The following is a 16,214-nucleotide window of genomic DNA, read 5'->3' as shown; positions in this document are numbered from 1 at the left end:
CCGCAATGCCACAGACAGCGGCCGCCATCCGCTTGTCCGCTTCCATCCGTTGACACGCCGACCAGCCACGTCCTAGTGAGGAGCTTTATTCGGCAAGCGACTCCTCTTGACGCTGGTCGCATTGCCGGTTAACATAGTATTACCCCTCCCCCGTGGGTAGGGAGAGGCCGCGGACGGGGTACGACCGTCGCAGGGGTCCAGCCCGGGCGCGGCGGACAACATCAGAGGCAGCGAAGGAGGCCGGGCATGCAGGACTCGGTGCGCGAAAAGGCCCTCAAACGGCTCAACTACATCGACGGCCACCTCCACGGCATCGGACGCATGATCAAGGAGGACGCCTACTGCGTCGATATCCTCAAGCAGTCGTTCGCCGTGCGGCGCGCCCTCGAAAAGCTCGAAACGATCATGCTCGAAGGCCACCTGCGCGACTGCGTCGTCCACGGCATACGGGACGGGCGCGAACGCCAGGTGGTCGACGAGCTTCTAGAACTGTACGAACTCGCCAACAGATAGCGGAGGTGGAGATGATGGACGGGTTTAGCTGGGGCATTCTCGGTTTCATGGCGCTCCTCGCCTGCCCCCTGATGATGGGCGGCATGCTGCTCCTTGGCTGGTTCGCCGTCAAGCGGACTTCCGACGATGAAGGTCACTCCGGCCACAGGATGGGTTGCCATCAGATGATGCGACGCGGCAGCACGGGTCCCGAGCAAAGAGAGGAGCACTCTCGCATCGCCGATGAGCGCTAAGACCGAACGCACGACCATTCCCATCGAGGGGATGCACTGCGCCTCCTGCGTCCTCCGCGTCGAAGAGTCGCTGCGCGCGGTGCCCGGCGTCTGCGATGTCGCCGTGAACCTGGCGACCGAACAGGCGACCGTCCGCTACGACCCGGCGACGCCCGCCGAGAGCCTGTATCGCGCAATCGAGCGCGCGGGCTACCGTCCGAGGCCGCAGACGCTCGCGACGCCCGAAGCCCAGGCCGAGGCGCGCGCCCGCGAGGAGCGGTCGTTGTGGCGCAAGTTCCTCTTCGCAGGCGTCACCGGCGCCCTCTTGCTCCTGCTGAGCCAGTTTCAGCGCATCCCCCTTCTCTCCGACCTGCCGATGGGCGCGGTCAACGTCGCGTCCTTCCTGCTTGCGACGCCCGTCCAGTTCTGGGCCGGCTGGCAGTTCTACACCGGCGCCTGGGGCCGCGCGCGCCACTTCTCCGCCGACATGAACACGCTCATCGCCGTCGGCACCAGCGCCGCCTACTTCTACAGCGTCTTCGCTACCTTCGCGCCCGGCCTCTTCGAGTCAGCCGATCTCACCGCTGACGTTTACTACGACACCGCCGCCGTGATCATCGCCCTCATCCTCATGGGGCGCCACCTGGAAGCGAAGGCGAAGGGACGCACCTCGGCCGCTATCAGGCGCCTCATCGGCCTCCAGGCGAGGACCGCCCGCGTCCTGCGTAACGGACAGGAGACGGACGTCCCGGTCGAAGACGTCATCGTCGGCGACATCGTCGTCGTCCGGCCGGGCGAGAAGATACCGGTGGACGGCGTCGTGCTCGAAGGACGCTCCGCCGTCGACGAGTCGATGATCACCGGCGAGAGCATTCCCGTGGAGAAGAACGCCGGCGACGAGGTCATCGGCGCGACGATAAACAAGACGGGGAGCTTCCGCTTTCGCGCCGAGCGCGTGGGGAAGGACAGTGTCCTGGCGCAGATCGTTCACCTCGTTGAAGAGGCGCAGGGCTCGAAGGCGCCCATCCAGCGCCTCGCCGACGTGGTGGCGGGCTACTTCGTCCCCGCCGTGATCGGCGTCGCCGCCGCAACGTTCGTCATCTGGGCCATCTGGGGGCCGGCGCCCGCCCTCACCTTCGCCCTGCTGAACGCAGTGGCCGTGCTGATCATCGCCTGCCCCTGCGCCCTCGGGCTGGCCACTCCCACCGCGATCATGGTCGGCACCGGCAAAGGTGCCGAGAACGGCATACTTATCCGTGGCGGCGAAGCCCTCGAGACCGCCTACAAGATCGACGCCGTCATCCTCGACAAGACGGGCACCGTCACCTCCGGCGCGCCCGCTCTCACCGACATCGTCGCCGGCGACGGCTGGCGCGAAGACGACCTGCTGCGGCTGGCGGCGAGCGTGGAGCGCAGCTCCGAGCACCCGCTGGGCGAAGCGGTCGTCGCGGCGGCGCAGTCGAGGGGCGTCCAGATGGTGGAGGCGCGGGAGTTCGCCGCCCTCCCCGGGCTCGGCGTCCAGGCCGAAGTCGACGGCAGGACGGTGCTGCTGGGCAACCTGAAGCTGATGCGCGAAAGCGGACTCTTGACCAGCGCTTCCACGGATAGCGACGGCATAGAGCGCGCGGGGGAGCGGCTCGCCTCCGAGGGCAAGACATCGATGTTCGTCGCCGTCGATGGGCGGCCCGCCGGCGTCATCGCCGTCGCCGACACGGTGAAACCGGGCGCCGCCGAAGCCGTCGCGCGCATGAAGGCGATGAGCCTCGAGGTGGCGATGCTCACCGGCGACAACCGGCAGACCGCGGAAGCGGTCGCCCGCCAGGTGGGGGTCGACCGCGTGCTGGCGGAGGTGCTGCCGCAGGACAAGGCGCGCGAGGTGCGGCGCCTGCAGGACGAGGGCAAGCTCGTGGCAATGGTCGGCGACGGCATAAACGACGCCCCCGCCCTCGCTCAGGCGGATGTTGGCATCGCCATCGGCACGGGGACGGACGTCGCCCTCGAAGCGTCGGATATCACCCTCATACGCGGCGACCTGGCGGGCGTCCCGACGGCGCTAGCGCTGAGCCAGCGCACGATGCAGACCATCAAGCAGAACCTCTTCTGGGCCTTCTTCTACAACATCATCCTCATACCCGTTGCCGCGGGCATCCTTTACCCACTGCTGTCGCGCACGGGCGTGCCGGCGCCGCTGGAGCCCTTCTTCGGCGAGTACGGCTTCCTCAACCCGGTCCTCGCCGCGGGAGCGATGGCACTGAGCTCGGTCTCGGTCATGACGAATTCGTTGCGGCTGAGGGGGTTCCGGTTAGACTCTCATAAACAGTAGACTAGTAAACAAGGAGAGGGCGGCAATCGTCCGATGAGCCCGCAGTTGCTGCCCGTTTTTCGCCATGAGAACGTCGATTCCGCTCGTGCGGCTAATGGGGGTGCCCATCCGCCTGAACCTGTCGTGGTTCATCACTTTCGGCTTTGTCATCCTGCTGCTGTCGAGCCAGGTGTACCCGGAGTGGCTGCCTGGCGTAAGCGCGCCCGTTCACTGGCTGCTGGGTGTTGCCAGCGGACTCCTGTTCTTCGCCTGCATCCTCCTCCACGAGCTCGCTCACAGCCTTGTGGCGCGCGCCTACGGCATTCCCGTCAAAGGCATAACGCTCTTCGTCTTCGGCGGCGTGGCGCAGATAAGCAAAGAGGCGGGCAGGCCGCTGGTCGAGTTTCTGATGGCGCTCGCCGGCCCGGCGATGAGCATGGCGCTGGCAGCCGTCTTCCTGGGCACGGGCCTGCTCATCGGCCTGGAAGGCGAAAAGCCTTTCACCGTTATGTGGGAGTGGCTGTTGCTGATGAACGTGGGCGTCGCCCTGTTCAACATGGCGCCCGGCTTCCCGCTCGACGGTGGCCGCGTGCTTCGTTCCGTCCTCTGGGGCGTTATCGGCGATTACCGGCGCGCTACCTTCTTCGCCTCCTGGTGCGGCCGCATTATGGCCTACGCCCTCATCTTCGTAGGACTCATCTCCATCTTCCGGGCCGGCTGGCTCTCGCCGGGGGCCGGGCTCTGGTTCATGTTCCTCGGCATCTTCCTGGAGGGGGCGGCCCGTCAGAGCTGGCAGCAGACGCAGGTGCTCGACTTCCTCCGGAACCACAAGGCGGCGAACATCATGTCGCGCGACATCACAGCCGTGCCGCCGTGGCTCTCGCTCGATGAAGCGGTGCGGCGGAACGGCGAGAATCTTGCCTCGATGTGCCTCTTTGTGACCGAGAACGAGCGGGTGGTCGGCATCCTCTGCCAGGAGCAGCTCCGGCGAGTGCCGCGCGACCGCTGGCAAGAGGTCACGGTCCGGGCGGCCATGAAGCCCTCGGAGGAGGTCGTGACCGTCGACCGGTGGGCGGACTGCGCCGCCATGGTGCAACTGATAGATGCGGAGGAGCAACGACACCTGCCGGTGGTGGAGCAGGGACGCCTGGTGGCCGTGGTCAGCCGGGAGGCGATATTGCGGCTGCTGCTGGCGAAGCGCGTCCTTCGCTGACGGCATTGGATAGACAAATGCCGCGTCCTTCAGGGCGCGGTCCCGTAAAGTCCGGGCGACGACGTGTGGTTCATGACCCCCCGGATCGCAGCGCCACAAGGCCGAAGGCGTCATCGTCAGGGGGAGTCGCCGCGGACGGGAGCGCCGCCGTGTCCGTAACCCCCAGAACAGTGGCCGCGATATGGGCCGGCAAGGCGGCGGGAGCAGCGAGCCGCATCCTGCGCAGGGGCGGCGGCACCGCTCTCCCCGGCCTCGTCGCCGAGAGGCTCGACCCGCGCCTCGTCGAGCGCCTCGGCGGACAGCTCGGGCTGGGCTCCGTCATCGTCACCGGCACCAACGGCAAGACGACGACCGCCCACATGCTGAGCAGCGTCGCGCGCGCCGCCGGGTACCGCCCTCTGCACAACCGCACCGGCTCCAACCTCATGCGCGGCATCGCCACCGCCCTTCTCGCAGACGCGGGCCTCGCCGGTTCGCTCCCCGACGCCGACAAACGGTTGGGCGTGTTCGAGGTCGATGAGGCGACGCTTCCACAGGCCGTCGCTGCCCTCTCCCCGCGCGCGCTCGTCTTCACCAATCTCTTCCGCGACCAGCTCGACCGCTACGGCGAGGTCGATTCCATTGCCGCCCGCTGGCGCGCCACCCTCAAGGCGGCGCCGCCGTCGACCACCGTCGTCCTCAACTCCGACGACCCGTCCGTCGCCGCGCTGGAGGCCGTGGCGCGTGGCCCCGTGCTGCTGTACGGCGTCGAAGACGCGGCCGCCGCCCTCTCCGAGCCGGAGCACGCCGCGGACTCCCGCTGGTGCGCCGGATGCGGCCTCGAGTACCAGTACGAGATGGTGTTCTACGGTCACATCGGCCACTGGCGCTGCCCCGGCTGCAGCCTCCTCCGGCGCGAACCCGAAGTGCGCGCGGAAAGCGTCCGCTTCGACCCCGCGGGCGAGACCACGCTCGAAGCCGCGACGCCGGCCGGCCGCGCGACCCTCGTCTTCAAGCTGGGCGGACTCTACAACGTTTACAATGCCCTCGGCGCCGTCGCCGCCGCCCTCGCCCTCCACCTCCCCCTCGACGCCGTCGAAAAGGGGATCGCTCAGGTGGCCGCCGCCTTCGGCCGTCAGGAGCGCTTCGAAGTCGACGGCAGGCAGGTGCAGGTGCTGCTGGCCAAGAACCCGACGGGACTCAACCAGGTGCTGCGCATGCTGGCGGCGCTTCCCGGCGGCAAGCACGTCCTCCTTCTCCTGAACGATGACATCGCCGACGGCCGCGACGTCTCCTGGATATGGGACGCCGACTTCGAGCTGATGACGGCGGATACGGTCTGGACGGTCGCATCAGGAAGACGGGCGGAAGACCTGGCGCTGCGCCTGAAATACGCCGGCCTCCCGCACGACCTGCCGGTGGTGAAGGACGCGGAGGACGCGCTCGACCTGGCCCTCAGGGAGATGACACCGAAAGATACCCTGTACGTGATACCCACGTACACGGCGATGCTGGAGGTGCGCGAAATCCTGGCAAAGCGGGGCCGGACCGGCCACTACTGGGAGGAAAACGGGTGAAGCTCTACGTCGCGCACCTCTACCCCCGGCTGATGAACCTCTACGGCGATCGCGGCAACATGATCTGCCTGCGCCATCGCTGCCGGGAGCGAAGGATCGATCTGGAGGTCGACGAGCTGGACCTGGGGGACCGGCTCGACCCGAAGCGGTACGACCTCATCTTCATGGGCGGCGGGCAGGACCGCGAACAGCGACGGGTCGCGCCCGACCTGCTTAACGTGAAGGGGGAAGCGATACGCGAGGCCGTCGAAGAGGGAGTGACAGCGCTCGCCGTCTGCGGCGGCTACCAGTTGTTTGCCCGCTACTATCACCCGGCAAGCGGCGACGACCTGCCCGGCCTGGGCATCTTCGACGCCTGGACGGAGCACCCGGGCGAGGACGCCCCCCGCTGCATCGGCAACGTGGTAGCGGAATGGCGGGGCGGGACGCTCGTCGGCTTCGAGAACCACGGCGGACGCACCTACCTGGGCGCGGGCGCCGAGCCGCTGGCGCGCGTGAGGGTGGGGTTCGGGAACAACGGCGAAGACGGGACGGAAGGGGCGGTATACAAGAACGCGCACGGCACCTATCTCCACGGCTCGCTCCTGCCCAAGAACCCGCGCTTCGCCGACCACCTGCTGCTGCTGGCGCTCAGGCGGCGTCACGGCGAGGTGGAGCTTGCGCCCCTGGACGATTGTCTGGAGGAGGCCGCGCACGCAGCGGCGGTGCGGGTGGCTTCAGCGCGGCGATAGGGCGTGAGGCCCGGATGCGCGTTGCTTCTAGGGGAAGAGCAGAGTCAGCAGCCAGCCGAGGCCGAAGCAGACGGGGAACGTAAGTATCCACGCCATCACGATGTTCTGGGCGATCCCCCAGCGCACCGCCGAAAGCCGTCTCGTGGCGCCCACGCCCATAATCGCCGAGCCGATGGTGTGCGTTGTGCTCAAGGGAATGCCGAAGCGGGCGCTTACCGTAATCGTCAGGGCGGCGGACGTCTCGGCTGCGAAGCCGTGCACGGGCTGGAGGCTGGTGAGCCGCATGCCGAGTGTGCGGATGATGCGCCAGCCGCCGAGGGCCGTGCTCAGTCCCATCACCGTCGCGGCCAGCAGGATGACCCAGATGGGCACGGTGAATTCCCTATCGTAGTAGATAGCGAGGGCCATCGCCATCACGCCCATGGCCTTTTGGCCGTCGGCGGTGCCGTGGCTCCAGGCCATGAACGCGGCGGAGAAGATCTGCATCGGGCCGAAGATGCGCCGCGCCAGCCATGAGCTCGACCGGCGGAGCAGCCAGAGAAGGAGGGTCATCATCAGGAAGCCTCCGAGCGCGCCCGCTATCACAGCTGCGCCGAGACCGGTGAACACCTTCTGCCAGCCGCTCCATAGCAGCGCGTCGACTCCCGCCGTCGCCATGCCCGCGCCGGCGATGGCGGCAACGAGGCCGTGGCTCTCGCTCGTGGGGAGACCGAAGTACCAGGCGAAAGTGCTCCAGATGACAACCGCGAGCGCCGACGCCGCCACCGTCTCCAGCGTCACGACCTGGATGTCCACGATCCCCGAGCCGATGGTCGCCGCTACGGCCGTCCCCGAGAGGGCGCCGACAAGGTTGAAGACCGCGGCCATAGCCACAGCCGCGATGGGATGGAGGACGCGGGTCGAGACTACGGTCGCGATGGCGTTGGGCGCGTCCGTCCAGCCGTTCACGGCCTCGAACAGCATGATTATTACCATCGTGAAGACGAGGAAGCCAAAGGTATCAGTCACAACGCTCTTTCCTTAAACATGGACCGGACGTAAGAAAGGAGCCTCACCGGCTCCTCTTCCCCCCGTCCGCTGTTGCTTGTCTAAGCATGCCTCAACACAATCCCCTCGAGGACGTTGGCGACGTCCTCGGCGCGGTCTGTCGCCTCTTCGAGCTGGTCATATATCTCGCGCCACTTGATGATCTCGACCGGCGTGACCTCGTCCTCGAACAGTTCGGCGGTGGCCTTGCGAAAGATATCGTCGGCCACGTTTTCCAGCCGGTTGATTTCGACGCAGTAGGGCAGGATCTCCCGGAGTCCGCCCCGCTTGCCCAGCCGGTTGATCGCCTGCTCCACGTTGACCGCCATCAGCCGGATAATGTCCGCCATATCGACGGCACGTTGCGTCGGCTCCTTGATATTGTAGAGGCACATCGCCATGCCCGCGCCCTCGACGAAGTCCATCACGTCGTCCATCCGCTCGGCGAGCAGGGCGATATCCTCCCTCTCGATCGGGGTGACGAATGTCTTGTGCAGCAGTCTGACGATCGAGTGGGTGATGTTGTCGCCGTTGTGCTCCAGCTCCGCGAGGTGACCGGTCTTCATCTCGACGTTCTGGAAGTGCTGCATGAGGTCGACGAGCGCTTCCGCGGCCACGAGCAGGTTCCTAGCGCTGTCGTGGAGCAGTTCGTAGAAGCGTTCGTTCCGGGGAATGAAGGGGATTCTAGGCATGGCCTTCGTCACGAAACTAGCACAGCGGGGACATCAAGTCAACCGCGCGAGGTCGCCGGTAACGTTGTCTTTTCCGGCGCGACCGCCTCTGCTATACTCTCCGCGGGTGAGATGAATTCCTGACGACCCCAACACTGAGAAAGGAGAACCCCCGACGGCGTCGGGGTAAATTATGCCAGCGCTCGTAGTCATCGGCGGCCAGTGGGGCGACGAGGGGAAGGGCAGGACGATCGACCTCCTGGCGCAGAACGCAAGTATCGTTGCCCGCTATTCGGCCGGGAACAACGCCGGACACACCGTTGTCAACGAGAAGGGGACGTTCCGCCTCCACCTCGTGCCCGCCGGCATCTTCTACTCCGATAAGGTGTGCGTCATCGGCAACGGCGTGGTCATCGACCCCGCGGTGCTCCTGGAGGAGATCGCCGAGCTGCAGTCGAAAGGCGTCAGCACCAAGAACCTGTACGTGAGCGACCGCGCCCACGTGACCATGCCTTATCATATCCTCATCGACCGCGCCGACGAGGAGCTGCGGGGGCCCGCCGCCATCGGCACGACGTTCCGCGGCGTCGGCCCCGCCTTCGTCGACAAGGTCGGACGCATCGGCGTGCGCATCGGCGACCTCATCGACCCCGATGCCTTCCGCGAACGCCTCTCCCTCGTCCTGCCCTACAAAAACGCCGTGCTGACAAAGCTCTACGGCCTGGAGCCGCTCGATTTCAAGGAGGTGTACGAGAAGTACAGCGAGTACGGCCAGCGCCTGGCGCCGTTCGTCATCGACACGGCGGTGGTGGTGCAGGACGCCCTCGCCCGCGGCGACACCGTCCTCCTCGAAGGGGCGCAGGGCAGCTTGCTCGACCTCGACGCCGGCACCTACGAATACGTCACGTCGTCCGTGCCGTCGTCGACGGCGGCTGGCGCCGCGCTCGGCATCGGCATCGGGCCGACGCAGATAGCGCGCGTGGTCGCCGTCTACAAGGCGTACACGACGCGCGTGGGAAACGGCCCCATGCCCACGGAGCTCAAGGACGAGACGGGCGAGGAGCTGCGCGAGAAAGGGCAGGAGTACGGCGCCACTACCGGCCGGCCGCGGCGCTGCGGCTGGTTCGACGCCGTGGCCGCGCGTTACACGGCCCGCCTGAACGGCATCGACGCCGCGGTCATCACCCGCCTCGACGTCCTCGACACGTTTGCCTCCATCAAGGTCTGCACCAGCTACCACATCGACGGCACGCCGGTCGAGACGTTCCCGGCGCGGACGCGGGAGTTGGAGCGCTGCGAGACGATCTACGAGGAGATGCCGGGGTGGCAGGAGCCGACGACGGATGTGCGGCGGTTCCAGGACCTACCGCGTCGGGCGCGCGACTACGTGAAGCGGCTGGAGAGCCTGCTGGGGTGCCCGGTAGCGATCGTGTCCGTAGGGCCGGAGCGCGACCAGGCCATCATCGTCAAACCCATCCTGTAGGGGCAAAGCCGGAACCCGTGGGGCTGGTTGGATACAAAGCCCCGACCGTACCGGATGTGGGCGGACTGGCAGGGTATAGAGCCCCGCCTTGCTCAGTCGGGTCGGTCAGGGACAAGCGACTGTGGCGGTCTGGTGAAATGTAGCGGAGGGCTTTAGCCCTTCACTTCGTTTTTTCGAGCGGCCTTATCGACAGGATTCCGCTTGTCGGCTAGGCCTTTTGGGCGACGACCTGGAGCCAGTTCCGAGTTACGTAGCTCAACTGCATGTCACGGAACGCGTCCGCAGCCGCCCGCTTCAGGCAATCGACGGCGACGGCCAGCGGCACCCCCGGCAGGGCGCCCTTCGCAAACAGCTCGTACTGGCTGATGTCCTCGAACCCCTCCAGCGGCAGCGGCACAGGGCACAGCTCTATGTGACGCAGCGCGAACCCCTCTTCCTCCAGCAGCGTCCGGTACTCCTCGGGCGAGAGCTGCTTGCGCGCCTGCGTCTTCTCTTCCTTCTCGCGCCGCACCTCGGGGTAATCGTCGCGGAGGATGCGCAGCGCCCGACGCACCCAGTTGAGGTAAAAGGGGAACGTATCTTCCGGCTGGGCGCCCTCGAAGAAGGCGCTGTTGAAGGCGAAGAGACCGCGCTCCCGCAGACTCGCCGACACCTCGCGCATCACGCGCCGCTTGTCCTCAACGAGATGGATGGCGTTGCAGAAGACGACGGCATCCGCCGTCCGCTTGACGAGACGCGACAGGCTCTCCGCCTGCCCGCTCACAAAGCGCACCACCGCGCCCCAGCGCTCCTGGAGGTCGCGGCGCGCTATCTCCAGCGCCGAGGGCGAAGGGTCGACGGCAAGCACCTCGCCGTCTTCCGGGCGCATCTCCTCCAGTATCAGCTCCGTCACCGCCCCCGTGCCGCAGCCGAGGTCGACGACCTGCTGGGAGGAGCGCAGCGAGCACAACTCAACGAGACGGCGGTTCATGGCCACGTAGAAGGGGTGGCGGGCAAACCGCTTAAGGGAGAAGTCGTCCAGCGTCATTTGAGGCGTCCTTACCCTGGTATCGCCAGGTCGATCCTCTGGCGGCGGACCTCCGCCATTATCTTCTCGGCGGCCGCCTCCGTCGGCTCGCAGAGGGGCAGCCGCACGCCGCCGACTCCGAACCCGATCTGGTTCAGCGCGTACTTGATGGGGATCGGGTTGCTGGCGGCGGTCATCAGCGTCGACATGAGCGGGAGCAGGCGCCGGTGTATCTCTGCCGCTTCCCCCACCTGTCCCGCCAGGAACTTCTCGATTATCTCCCGCATCTGCAGGCCGACGAGGTGCGAGACGACGCAGATGACGCCGTACCCGCCGACCGAAAGTATGGGCAGCGTGTCGGAGTCGTTGCCGCTCCAGATGCGAAAGCCCTCACGCGAGCCGGCGATTATGCGCGCGATCTGCTCCAGGTCTCCGCTCGCCTCCTTTACGCCGACAATGTTCGGGATGTGCGAGAGCCTTATCGCCGTGTCGGCGGTCATGTTGATGCCGGTGCGTCCGGGGATGTTGTAGAGAATGCAGGGAAGGCGAGTAGACTTCGCGAGCACCTGGAAGTGCTGGAAGATCCCCTCCTGCGTGGGCTTGTTGTAGTAGGGCACCGTGAGCAGGAGGCCATCGACGCCCGCTTCTTCGGCCTCGCGGCAAAGCTCCTCGCTCTCGGCGGTGTTGTAGTTGCCCGTGCCCGCGACTACGGCGCCGGCCTCGCCCACGGCCTGTTTGACTTCGCGGTAGAGGCGGACCTTCTCGTCGTGCGTAAGCGTCGGCACCTCACCGGTCGTGCCGGTGACGACCACGCCGTCGCTGCCGGCGCGGAGCAGCGCCAGCGCAAGCTGCTGCGCCTGACGATAATCGACCGATCCGTCCGGCTTGAAAGGGGTGACCATGGCCGTAAGCAAGCGGCCGATCTCTGCCATAGCGAATACCTCCCCTGCCTGGCTAGACGAGGTTCCGGTTGATGACCTCTTCAGCTATCTGAATAGCGTTAAGCGCCGCTCCCTTGCGCAGGTTGTCGGAGACGACCCACATGGCGATCCCGTTGGGGTGCGAGGCGTCCTGGCGTATCCTGCCCACGAACACGTCGTCCTGGCCGGCGGCGGACCACGGCTGCGGGTAGAGATTGACGGAAGTCTCGTCCTGCACGGTGACCCCCGGCGCCTCGGCGAGGATATCGCGCACTTCGTCCGCACTCATGGGCCGCGTCAGCTCGACGTGCACGGCGGCGCTGTGCGAGACGAGCACGGGCACGCGGACGCAGGTGGCGGAGACGGCGATCGAGTCGTCGTGCATGATCTTGCGCGTCTCGTTCACCATCTTCCACTCTTCTTTGGTGTAACCGTTGTCAAGGAAGACGTCGATGTGGGGCAGCAGGTTGAACGCGATCTGGTGCGGGTAGACGTGCGGCAGCGTGTCCTTTCCATCGAGGACCTGCGCCGTTTGCGTGTTGAGCTCGTCGACGGCGGCCTTGCCTGTGCCGGAGACGGACTGGTAGGTGTCGGCGATGACGCGTTTGACGGGGTTCACGCGATGGATGGGCCAGAGGCACATCACAATGGGGGTCGTCGAGCAGTTGGGGATCGAGATGATGCCCTGGTGCCAGTCCACGTCGTCGGCGTTGATCTCGGGCACGACGAGGGGGACTTTGGGGTCCATGCGCCACGCCGAGCTGTCGTCGATCGCTATGGCGCCCGCCTGGGCAGCGAGGGGACAGTACTGCCGCGAGGCCTCGCCGCTGGCGGAGATGAAGACGAAGTCGGCGCCGGCAAAGGAGTCATTCGTGGTAATCTCGACCTCGATCTCCCTCTCGCCGACGAGGATCTTGCGCCCGGCGGAGCGCTGAGTGGCGAGAAGCCGCAGCGACTTCACGGGGAAGTGCCGTCGCACCATTATGTCGAGGAACACGCGGCCCACCATGCCCGTGGCCCCGACCACCGTCACGTTGTATTGCTTGTTAGGCGCCATCTATCCTCATCTCCACGCTTCGGTTTTCGCTTCGCTGCGGCGGTACAACCATGAATGATATCGTAGCGGCTGCGACAGGTTCAACCCTACTTCCCCCTCGACCCTCGTCTGAAGGCGGGAGCATGAGTTTGCCGGCCTGGCCTCCAGGCAGGACAAACAAGAAATGCTCCGGGGAAAGCCCGCAGCCCGTCACTGGAGGGCGCCGGGACCGCCCGCGGAAGGACAGACTTCTAGACGAGGCCGATGAGGGCGTCGAGGCCGCGCACCATCTCGCTGCGGTTCATGACCTCTTTGATGGCGAGAAGGATTCCCGGCATGAAGGAGTCGCGGCCCGTGGAGTCGTGGCGGATGATGAGCGTCTGCCCCTTGCCGCCGAAGATGACCTCCTGGTGCGCTACCAGCCCCGGCAGACGCACGCTGTGGATGCTGACGCCGTCGAGGGCGCCGCCGCGTGTTCCCGCCACCGTCTCCTTCTTCGTCGGCGGAAGCTCGAAGGGACGGCCGCGCGCCGCCACCATCGCCTGCGCCGTCGCAATCGACGTGCCGGAAGGGGCGTCCGCCTTCTGGTCGTGGTGGAGCTCGATGATCTCAACGTTGTCGAAGTACTTCGCCGCGACTCTGGCAAGATGCATCATCAGCACGGCGCCGATAGCGAAGTTGGAAGCGACGACGGCCCCCAACTGCTTCTCGCGGCAAGAGCCTTCGAGGTCTTTCAGCAGATCGCTTGAAAGCCCCGTCGTGCCGATGACGAGACGGGCGTTCGCTTCCAGCGCCGCCTTCACAACGTGCGGCGTCCATTCCGCGTTCGAGAAGTCGACGACGACGTCCGGCCGGGCGCGGGCAAGGAGCGCCTGTGGCTCCTTGTCGAGGTGGACGAGGCCCGAGCCGTCGGGCAGCGAGAGGTACTCCTCGGCGGAGAACTTCTCGAGCACACCGACCGGCTCCAGATCCGGGTCATTGCAGACCGCCGCCAGTATCTCCTTGCCCATCTTCCCCATGCCGCTTACGACGACTCGTATCTTTTCCACGGTCTCTCCTTTTCGGTTCGCCGCCCCCGCCGGCTACCATCGCCTGCCGAACGGCGGCTTCGGCGGGCCGCCGGGGCCCTCGGGACGCTGCTCGGGGCGTCGCTGCCCGAACGGGCGGCGCGAGCGCTGGCCGCCATCAGGACCGCGGGGCTGTCCGCCGTCCGGACCGCGCCGCTGACCGCCCTGGGGACGGCCGCCGCCGACTCGCCTTCGGGGAGCGCCGCCGCGGTCGCGGGGGCTTCCGCCTCCGGGCACGGGGGCCCTTTCTCCCTCCGCGCGCTCGCCCGGCGCGGTCCCTTCCAGCACCGCGCGCCGCGACAGGTTGATGCGTCCCATGTTGTCGATCTCCGTTACCATCACCATAATCTCGTCGCCGATCTGGACCACATCCTCTACGCTCGGAACGCGGTAGTCCGCGAGCTCGGATATGCGGACGAGCCCCTCCTTGCCGGGCATGATCTCGACGAAAGCGCCGAAGTTGGTGATGCGGGTCACCTTGCCGTTATAGATTGCGCCCACCTCCGCTTCCTTGGTCAGCCCCTGGATGATCTCGATGGCGCGGTTTGCCATCTCCTCGCTGGTCGAGCCGATGAGCACCGTGCCGTCTTCTTCGATGTCGATGGTGCACTTCGTCTCTTCGGTGATGGAGCGGATGACGCGGCCGCCGGGGCCGATAACGGTGCCGATCTTCTTCTGGGGTATCTGGATGCGGTACATCCGCGGGGCGTAGCGCGACAGCTCGGGCCGGGACTCTGCGATCGTCTCCCGCATTTTGTCGAGGATCGTGAGCCGCGCCTGCCGTGCCTGGTCCAGCGCTTCGCCCATGATCTCGACGGTGATCCCTTTTATCTTGATGTCCATCTGAAGGGCGGTGATGCCGGCGGCAGTGCCCGCGACCTTGAAGTCCATATCGCCCATGGCGTCTTCCAGGCCGGCGATGTCGGTGAGCACGGCGTGCCTGCCGTCTTCGCCCATCATGAGGCCCATGGCGATCCCGGCGACCGGCGCTTTGATGGGGACGCCTGCGTCCATGAGGGAAAGGGTACCGCCGCAAACGCTCGCCATCGATGTGCTGCCGTTGCTCGAGAGCACTTCGGTGACCAGGCGGATTGTATAGGGGAACTCCTCCTCGCTGGGGATAACGGGCTCGATGGCGCGCTCGGCGAGGGCGCCGTGCCCGACGTCGCGCCGGCTGGGCGAGCCCAGTCGCCGCACTTCCCCCACCGAGAAGGGCGGGAAGTTGTAGTGGTGCAGGAAGCGCTTCGTCTCTTCAGGCGAGAGGGTATCCAGGCGCTGCTCTTCTCCCGCCGAGCCGAGGGTGGCGATGGTCAGGACCTGGGTGGCGCCGCGGCTGAACAGACCGGAGCCGTGCGTGCGCGGCAGGATGCCCACTTCCGCGCTCAACGGGCGGATATCGGTGAGGCCTCTTCCGTCGGGCCGCACTCCCTTGTCCAGGATCTCGCGCCTTATCTCTTGTTTCACGCGGTCCTGGAATGCGGTGAGGATCTGCTCGGCGGCGTAGGTCTCTCCCAGCCGCTCCAGCAACTCCTCGCGGCGCTCCCCGAGGGCGCGCTCGCGCTCCTCCTTGTTCACCGCCGCGAATATCTCGGCGAGTTTGCCCTCCACGAAGCCGGCGACCGCCTGGCGGACTCCCTCCTCGACCTGCACCAGGATGGGTGTCCTCTTGGGACGGCCAACATCGGCGACGATTTCGTCCTGGAGAGCGATGAGTTCGAGGTTGGCCTCGTGCCCAAAGCGTATTGCGCCCAGTATCGTCTCCTCGGAGACTTCCGTCGCGCCCGCCTCCACCATGACGACGGCATCGCGGACGCTGGAGACAACGAGGTCGAGCGTGCTTTCCTTCAGTTGGGCGTACGTTGGGTTGAGCACGTACTCGCCGTTGACGTAGCCGACGCGCGATGCGCTGACGGGGCCTTCGAAGGGGATATCCGAGATGGAGAGCGCCGTAGACGAGCCCAGGGTCCCCAGGACGTCGGGGTCGTTCTCCTGGTCGGCGGAGAGGACGGTTACGACGATCTGCACGTCGTTGCGCATACCCTTGGGGAAGAGAGGACGCAGCGCGCGATCGGTGAGGCGCGCGGCGATGACGGCCTCCGTTGTCGGGCGACCCTCGCGACGGAAAAAGCTGCCGGGTATCTTGCCGGCAGCGTACAGTCGCTCTTCGTAGTCGACGGTGAGGGGGAAGAAGTCGATCCCCTCACGCGGCTGGTCGCTCATGCAGGCGGTGACCAGCACGACCGTTTCGCCGTACTGGATAGTGACGGCGCCGTCCGCTTGCTCCGCCACCTTCCCGATCTCGACGATCAGGGGACGGCCGGCCAGGGTTCTTTCATACTTGCGTGACATTAATAACCTCCATAAGTCCCTACCATGGGACTGTCACATCTTCTTCAAAATTATTGCCGGTTGCTTCAACTTCGGAAGGACTCAAACTCCATCACAGGGCCCAGCTTACCCCGCGGGGAAACGGGGCAA

14 protein-coding genes are annotated in these 16,214 nt (G+C 66.3%); 7 read left to right on the top strand and 7 right to left on the bottom strand.

All coding sequences use genetic code 11. The annotated features are described in order from the left end of the window. Positions 1-246: 246 nt before the first annotated feature. From QME71_06660 to QME71_06635, 6 genes are all read left to right on the top strand, one after another. Complete coding sequence (locus tag QME71_06660; GenBank protein ID MDI6857980.1) at positions 247-513, top strand: metal-sensitive transcriptional regulator; 267 nt, start codon at positions 247-249, stop codon at positions 511-513. Between the two features lie 14 nt (positions 514-527). Further along, entirely contained in the window at positions 528-746 is a 219-nt protein-coding gene (locus tag QME71_06655; protein ID MDI6857979.1) for a hypothetical protein, read from the top strand. Beyond that, on the top strand, positions 736-3,048 hold the full coding sequence (locus tag QME71_06650; GenBank protein ID MDI6857978.1) for a heavy metal translocating P-type ATPase: 2,313 nt from the start codon (positions 736-738) through the stop codon (positions 3,046-3,048). Before QME71_06655 ends, QME71_06650 begins: the two co-directional genes overlap by 11 nt. Before the next feature lie 64 nt (positions 3,049-3,112). Beyond that, positions 3,113-4,240, top strand: coding sequence for a site-2 protease family protein (locus QME71_06645; GenBank protein ID MDI6857977.1), 1,128 nt, complete (start codon positions 3,113-3,115; stop codon positions 4,238-4,240). A gap of 149 nt (positions 4,241-4,389) precedes the next feature. Further along, on the top strand, positions 4,390-5,796 hold the full coding sequence (locus tag QME71_06640) for a MurT ligase domain-containing protein (GenBank protein ID MDI6857976.1): 1,407 nt from the start codon (positions 4,390-4,392) through the stop codon (positions 5,794-5,796). Continuing rightward, positions 5,793-6,527: a glutamine amidotransferase gene (locus QME71_06635; GenBank protein ID MDI6857975.1), complete on the top strand. Its 735-nt coding sequence runs from the start codon at positions 5,793-5,795 to the stop codon at positions 6,525-6,527. Before QME71_06640 ends, QME71_06635 begins: the two co-directional genes overlap by 4 nt. 27 nt (positions 6,528-6,554) lie before the next feature. Here the strand turns inward: QME71_06635 and QME71_06630 are convergent, their stop codons facing one another. Both QME71_06630 and QME71_06625 read right to left on the bottom strand, forming a co-directional pair. After that, entirely contained in the window at positions 6,555-7,502 is a 948-nt protein-coding gene (locus tag QME71_06630) for an inorganic phosphate transporter (GenBank protein MDI6857974.1), read from the bottom strand. A gap of 113 nt (positions 7,503-7,615) precedes the next feature. Next, positions 7,616-8,245 carry a DUF47 family protein gene (locus QME71_06625; protein MDI6857973.1) on the bottom strand — a complete coding sequence of 210 codons (630 nt, stop codon included), beginning with the start codon at positions 8,243-8,245 and terminating at the stop codon, positions 7,616-7,618. A gap of 172 nt (positions 8,246-8,417) precedes the next feature. Here QME71_06625 and QME71_06620 point away from each other — a divergent pair, with 172 nt between their 5' ends. Then, a complete protein-coding gene (locus tag QME71_06620; protein ID MDI6857972.1) occupies positions 8,418-9,707 on the top strand; it encodes an adenylosuccinate synthase in 1,290 nt (429 codons plus the stop codon). Between the two features lie 208 nt (positions 9,708-9,915). Here QME71_06620 and QME71_06615 read toward each other — a convergent pair whose 3' ends face one another. The 5 genes from QME71_06615 to QME71_06595 all read right to left on the bottom strand — a co-directional run bounded on the left by QME71_06615 (position 9,916) and on the right by QME71_06595 (position 16,085). Beyond that, entirely contained in the window at positions 9,916-10,734 is an 819-nt protein-coding gene (locus QME71_06615) for a class I SAM-dependent methyltransferase (protein MDI6857971.1), read from the bottom strand. An 11-nt stretch (positions 10,735-10,745) separates the two neighbouring features. Next, positions 10,746-11,645, bottom strand: coding sequence for a 4-hydroxy-tetrahydrodipicolinate synthase (gene dapA, locus QME71_06610; protein MDI6857970.1), 900 nt, complete (start codon positions 11,643-11,645; stop codon positions 10,746-10,748). A gap of 22 nt (positions 11,646-11,667) precedes the next feature. After that, complete coding sequence (locus tag QME71_06605; GenBank protein MDI6857969.1) at positions 11,668-12,690, bottom strand: aspartate-semialdehyde dehydrogenase; 1,023 nt, start codon at positions 12,688-12,690, stop codon at positions 11,668-11,670. Between the two features lie 230 nt (positions 12,691-12,920). Continuing rightward, on the bottom strand, positions 12,921-13,718 hold the full coding sequence (dapB, locus tag QME71_06600; GenBank protein ID MDI6857968.1) for a 4-hydroxy-tetrahydrodipicolinate reductase: 798 nt from the start codon (positions 13,716-13,718) through the stop codon (positions 12,921-12,923). Between the two features lie 33 nt (positions 13,719-13,751). Beyond that, a complete protein-coding gene (locus QME71_06595) occupies positions 13,752-16,085 on the bottom strand; it encodes a polyribonucleotide nucleotidyltransferase (GenBank protein MDI6857967.1) in 2,334 nt (777 codons plus the stop codon). Positions 16,086-16,214 lie beyond the last annotated feature (129 nt).

The organism is Dehalococcoidia bacterium (assembly GCA_030018455.1).
Lineage (GTDB): Bacteria > Chloroflexota > Dehalococcoidia > DSTF01 > JALHUB01 > JASEFU01.
The sequence above is the reverse complement of the archived record's forward strand: the minus strand, read 5'-3'. Positions and strand labels throughout refer to the sequence as shown.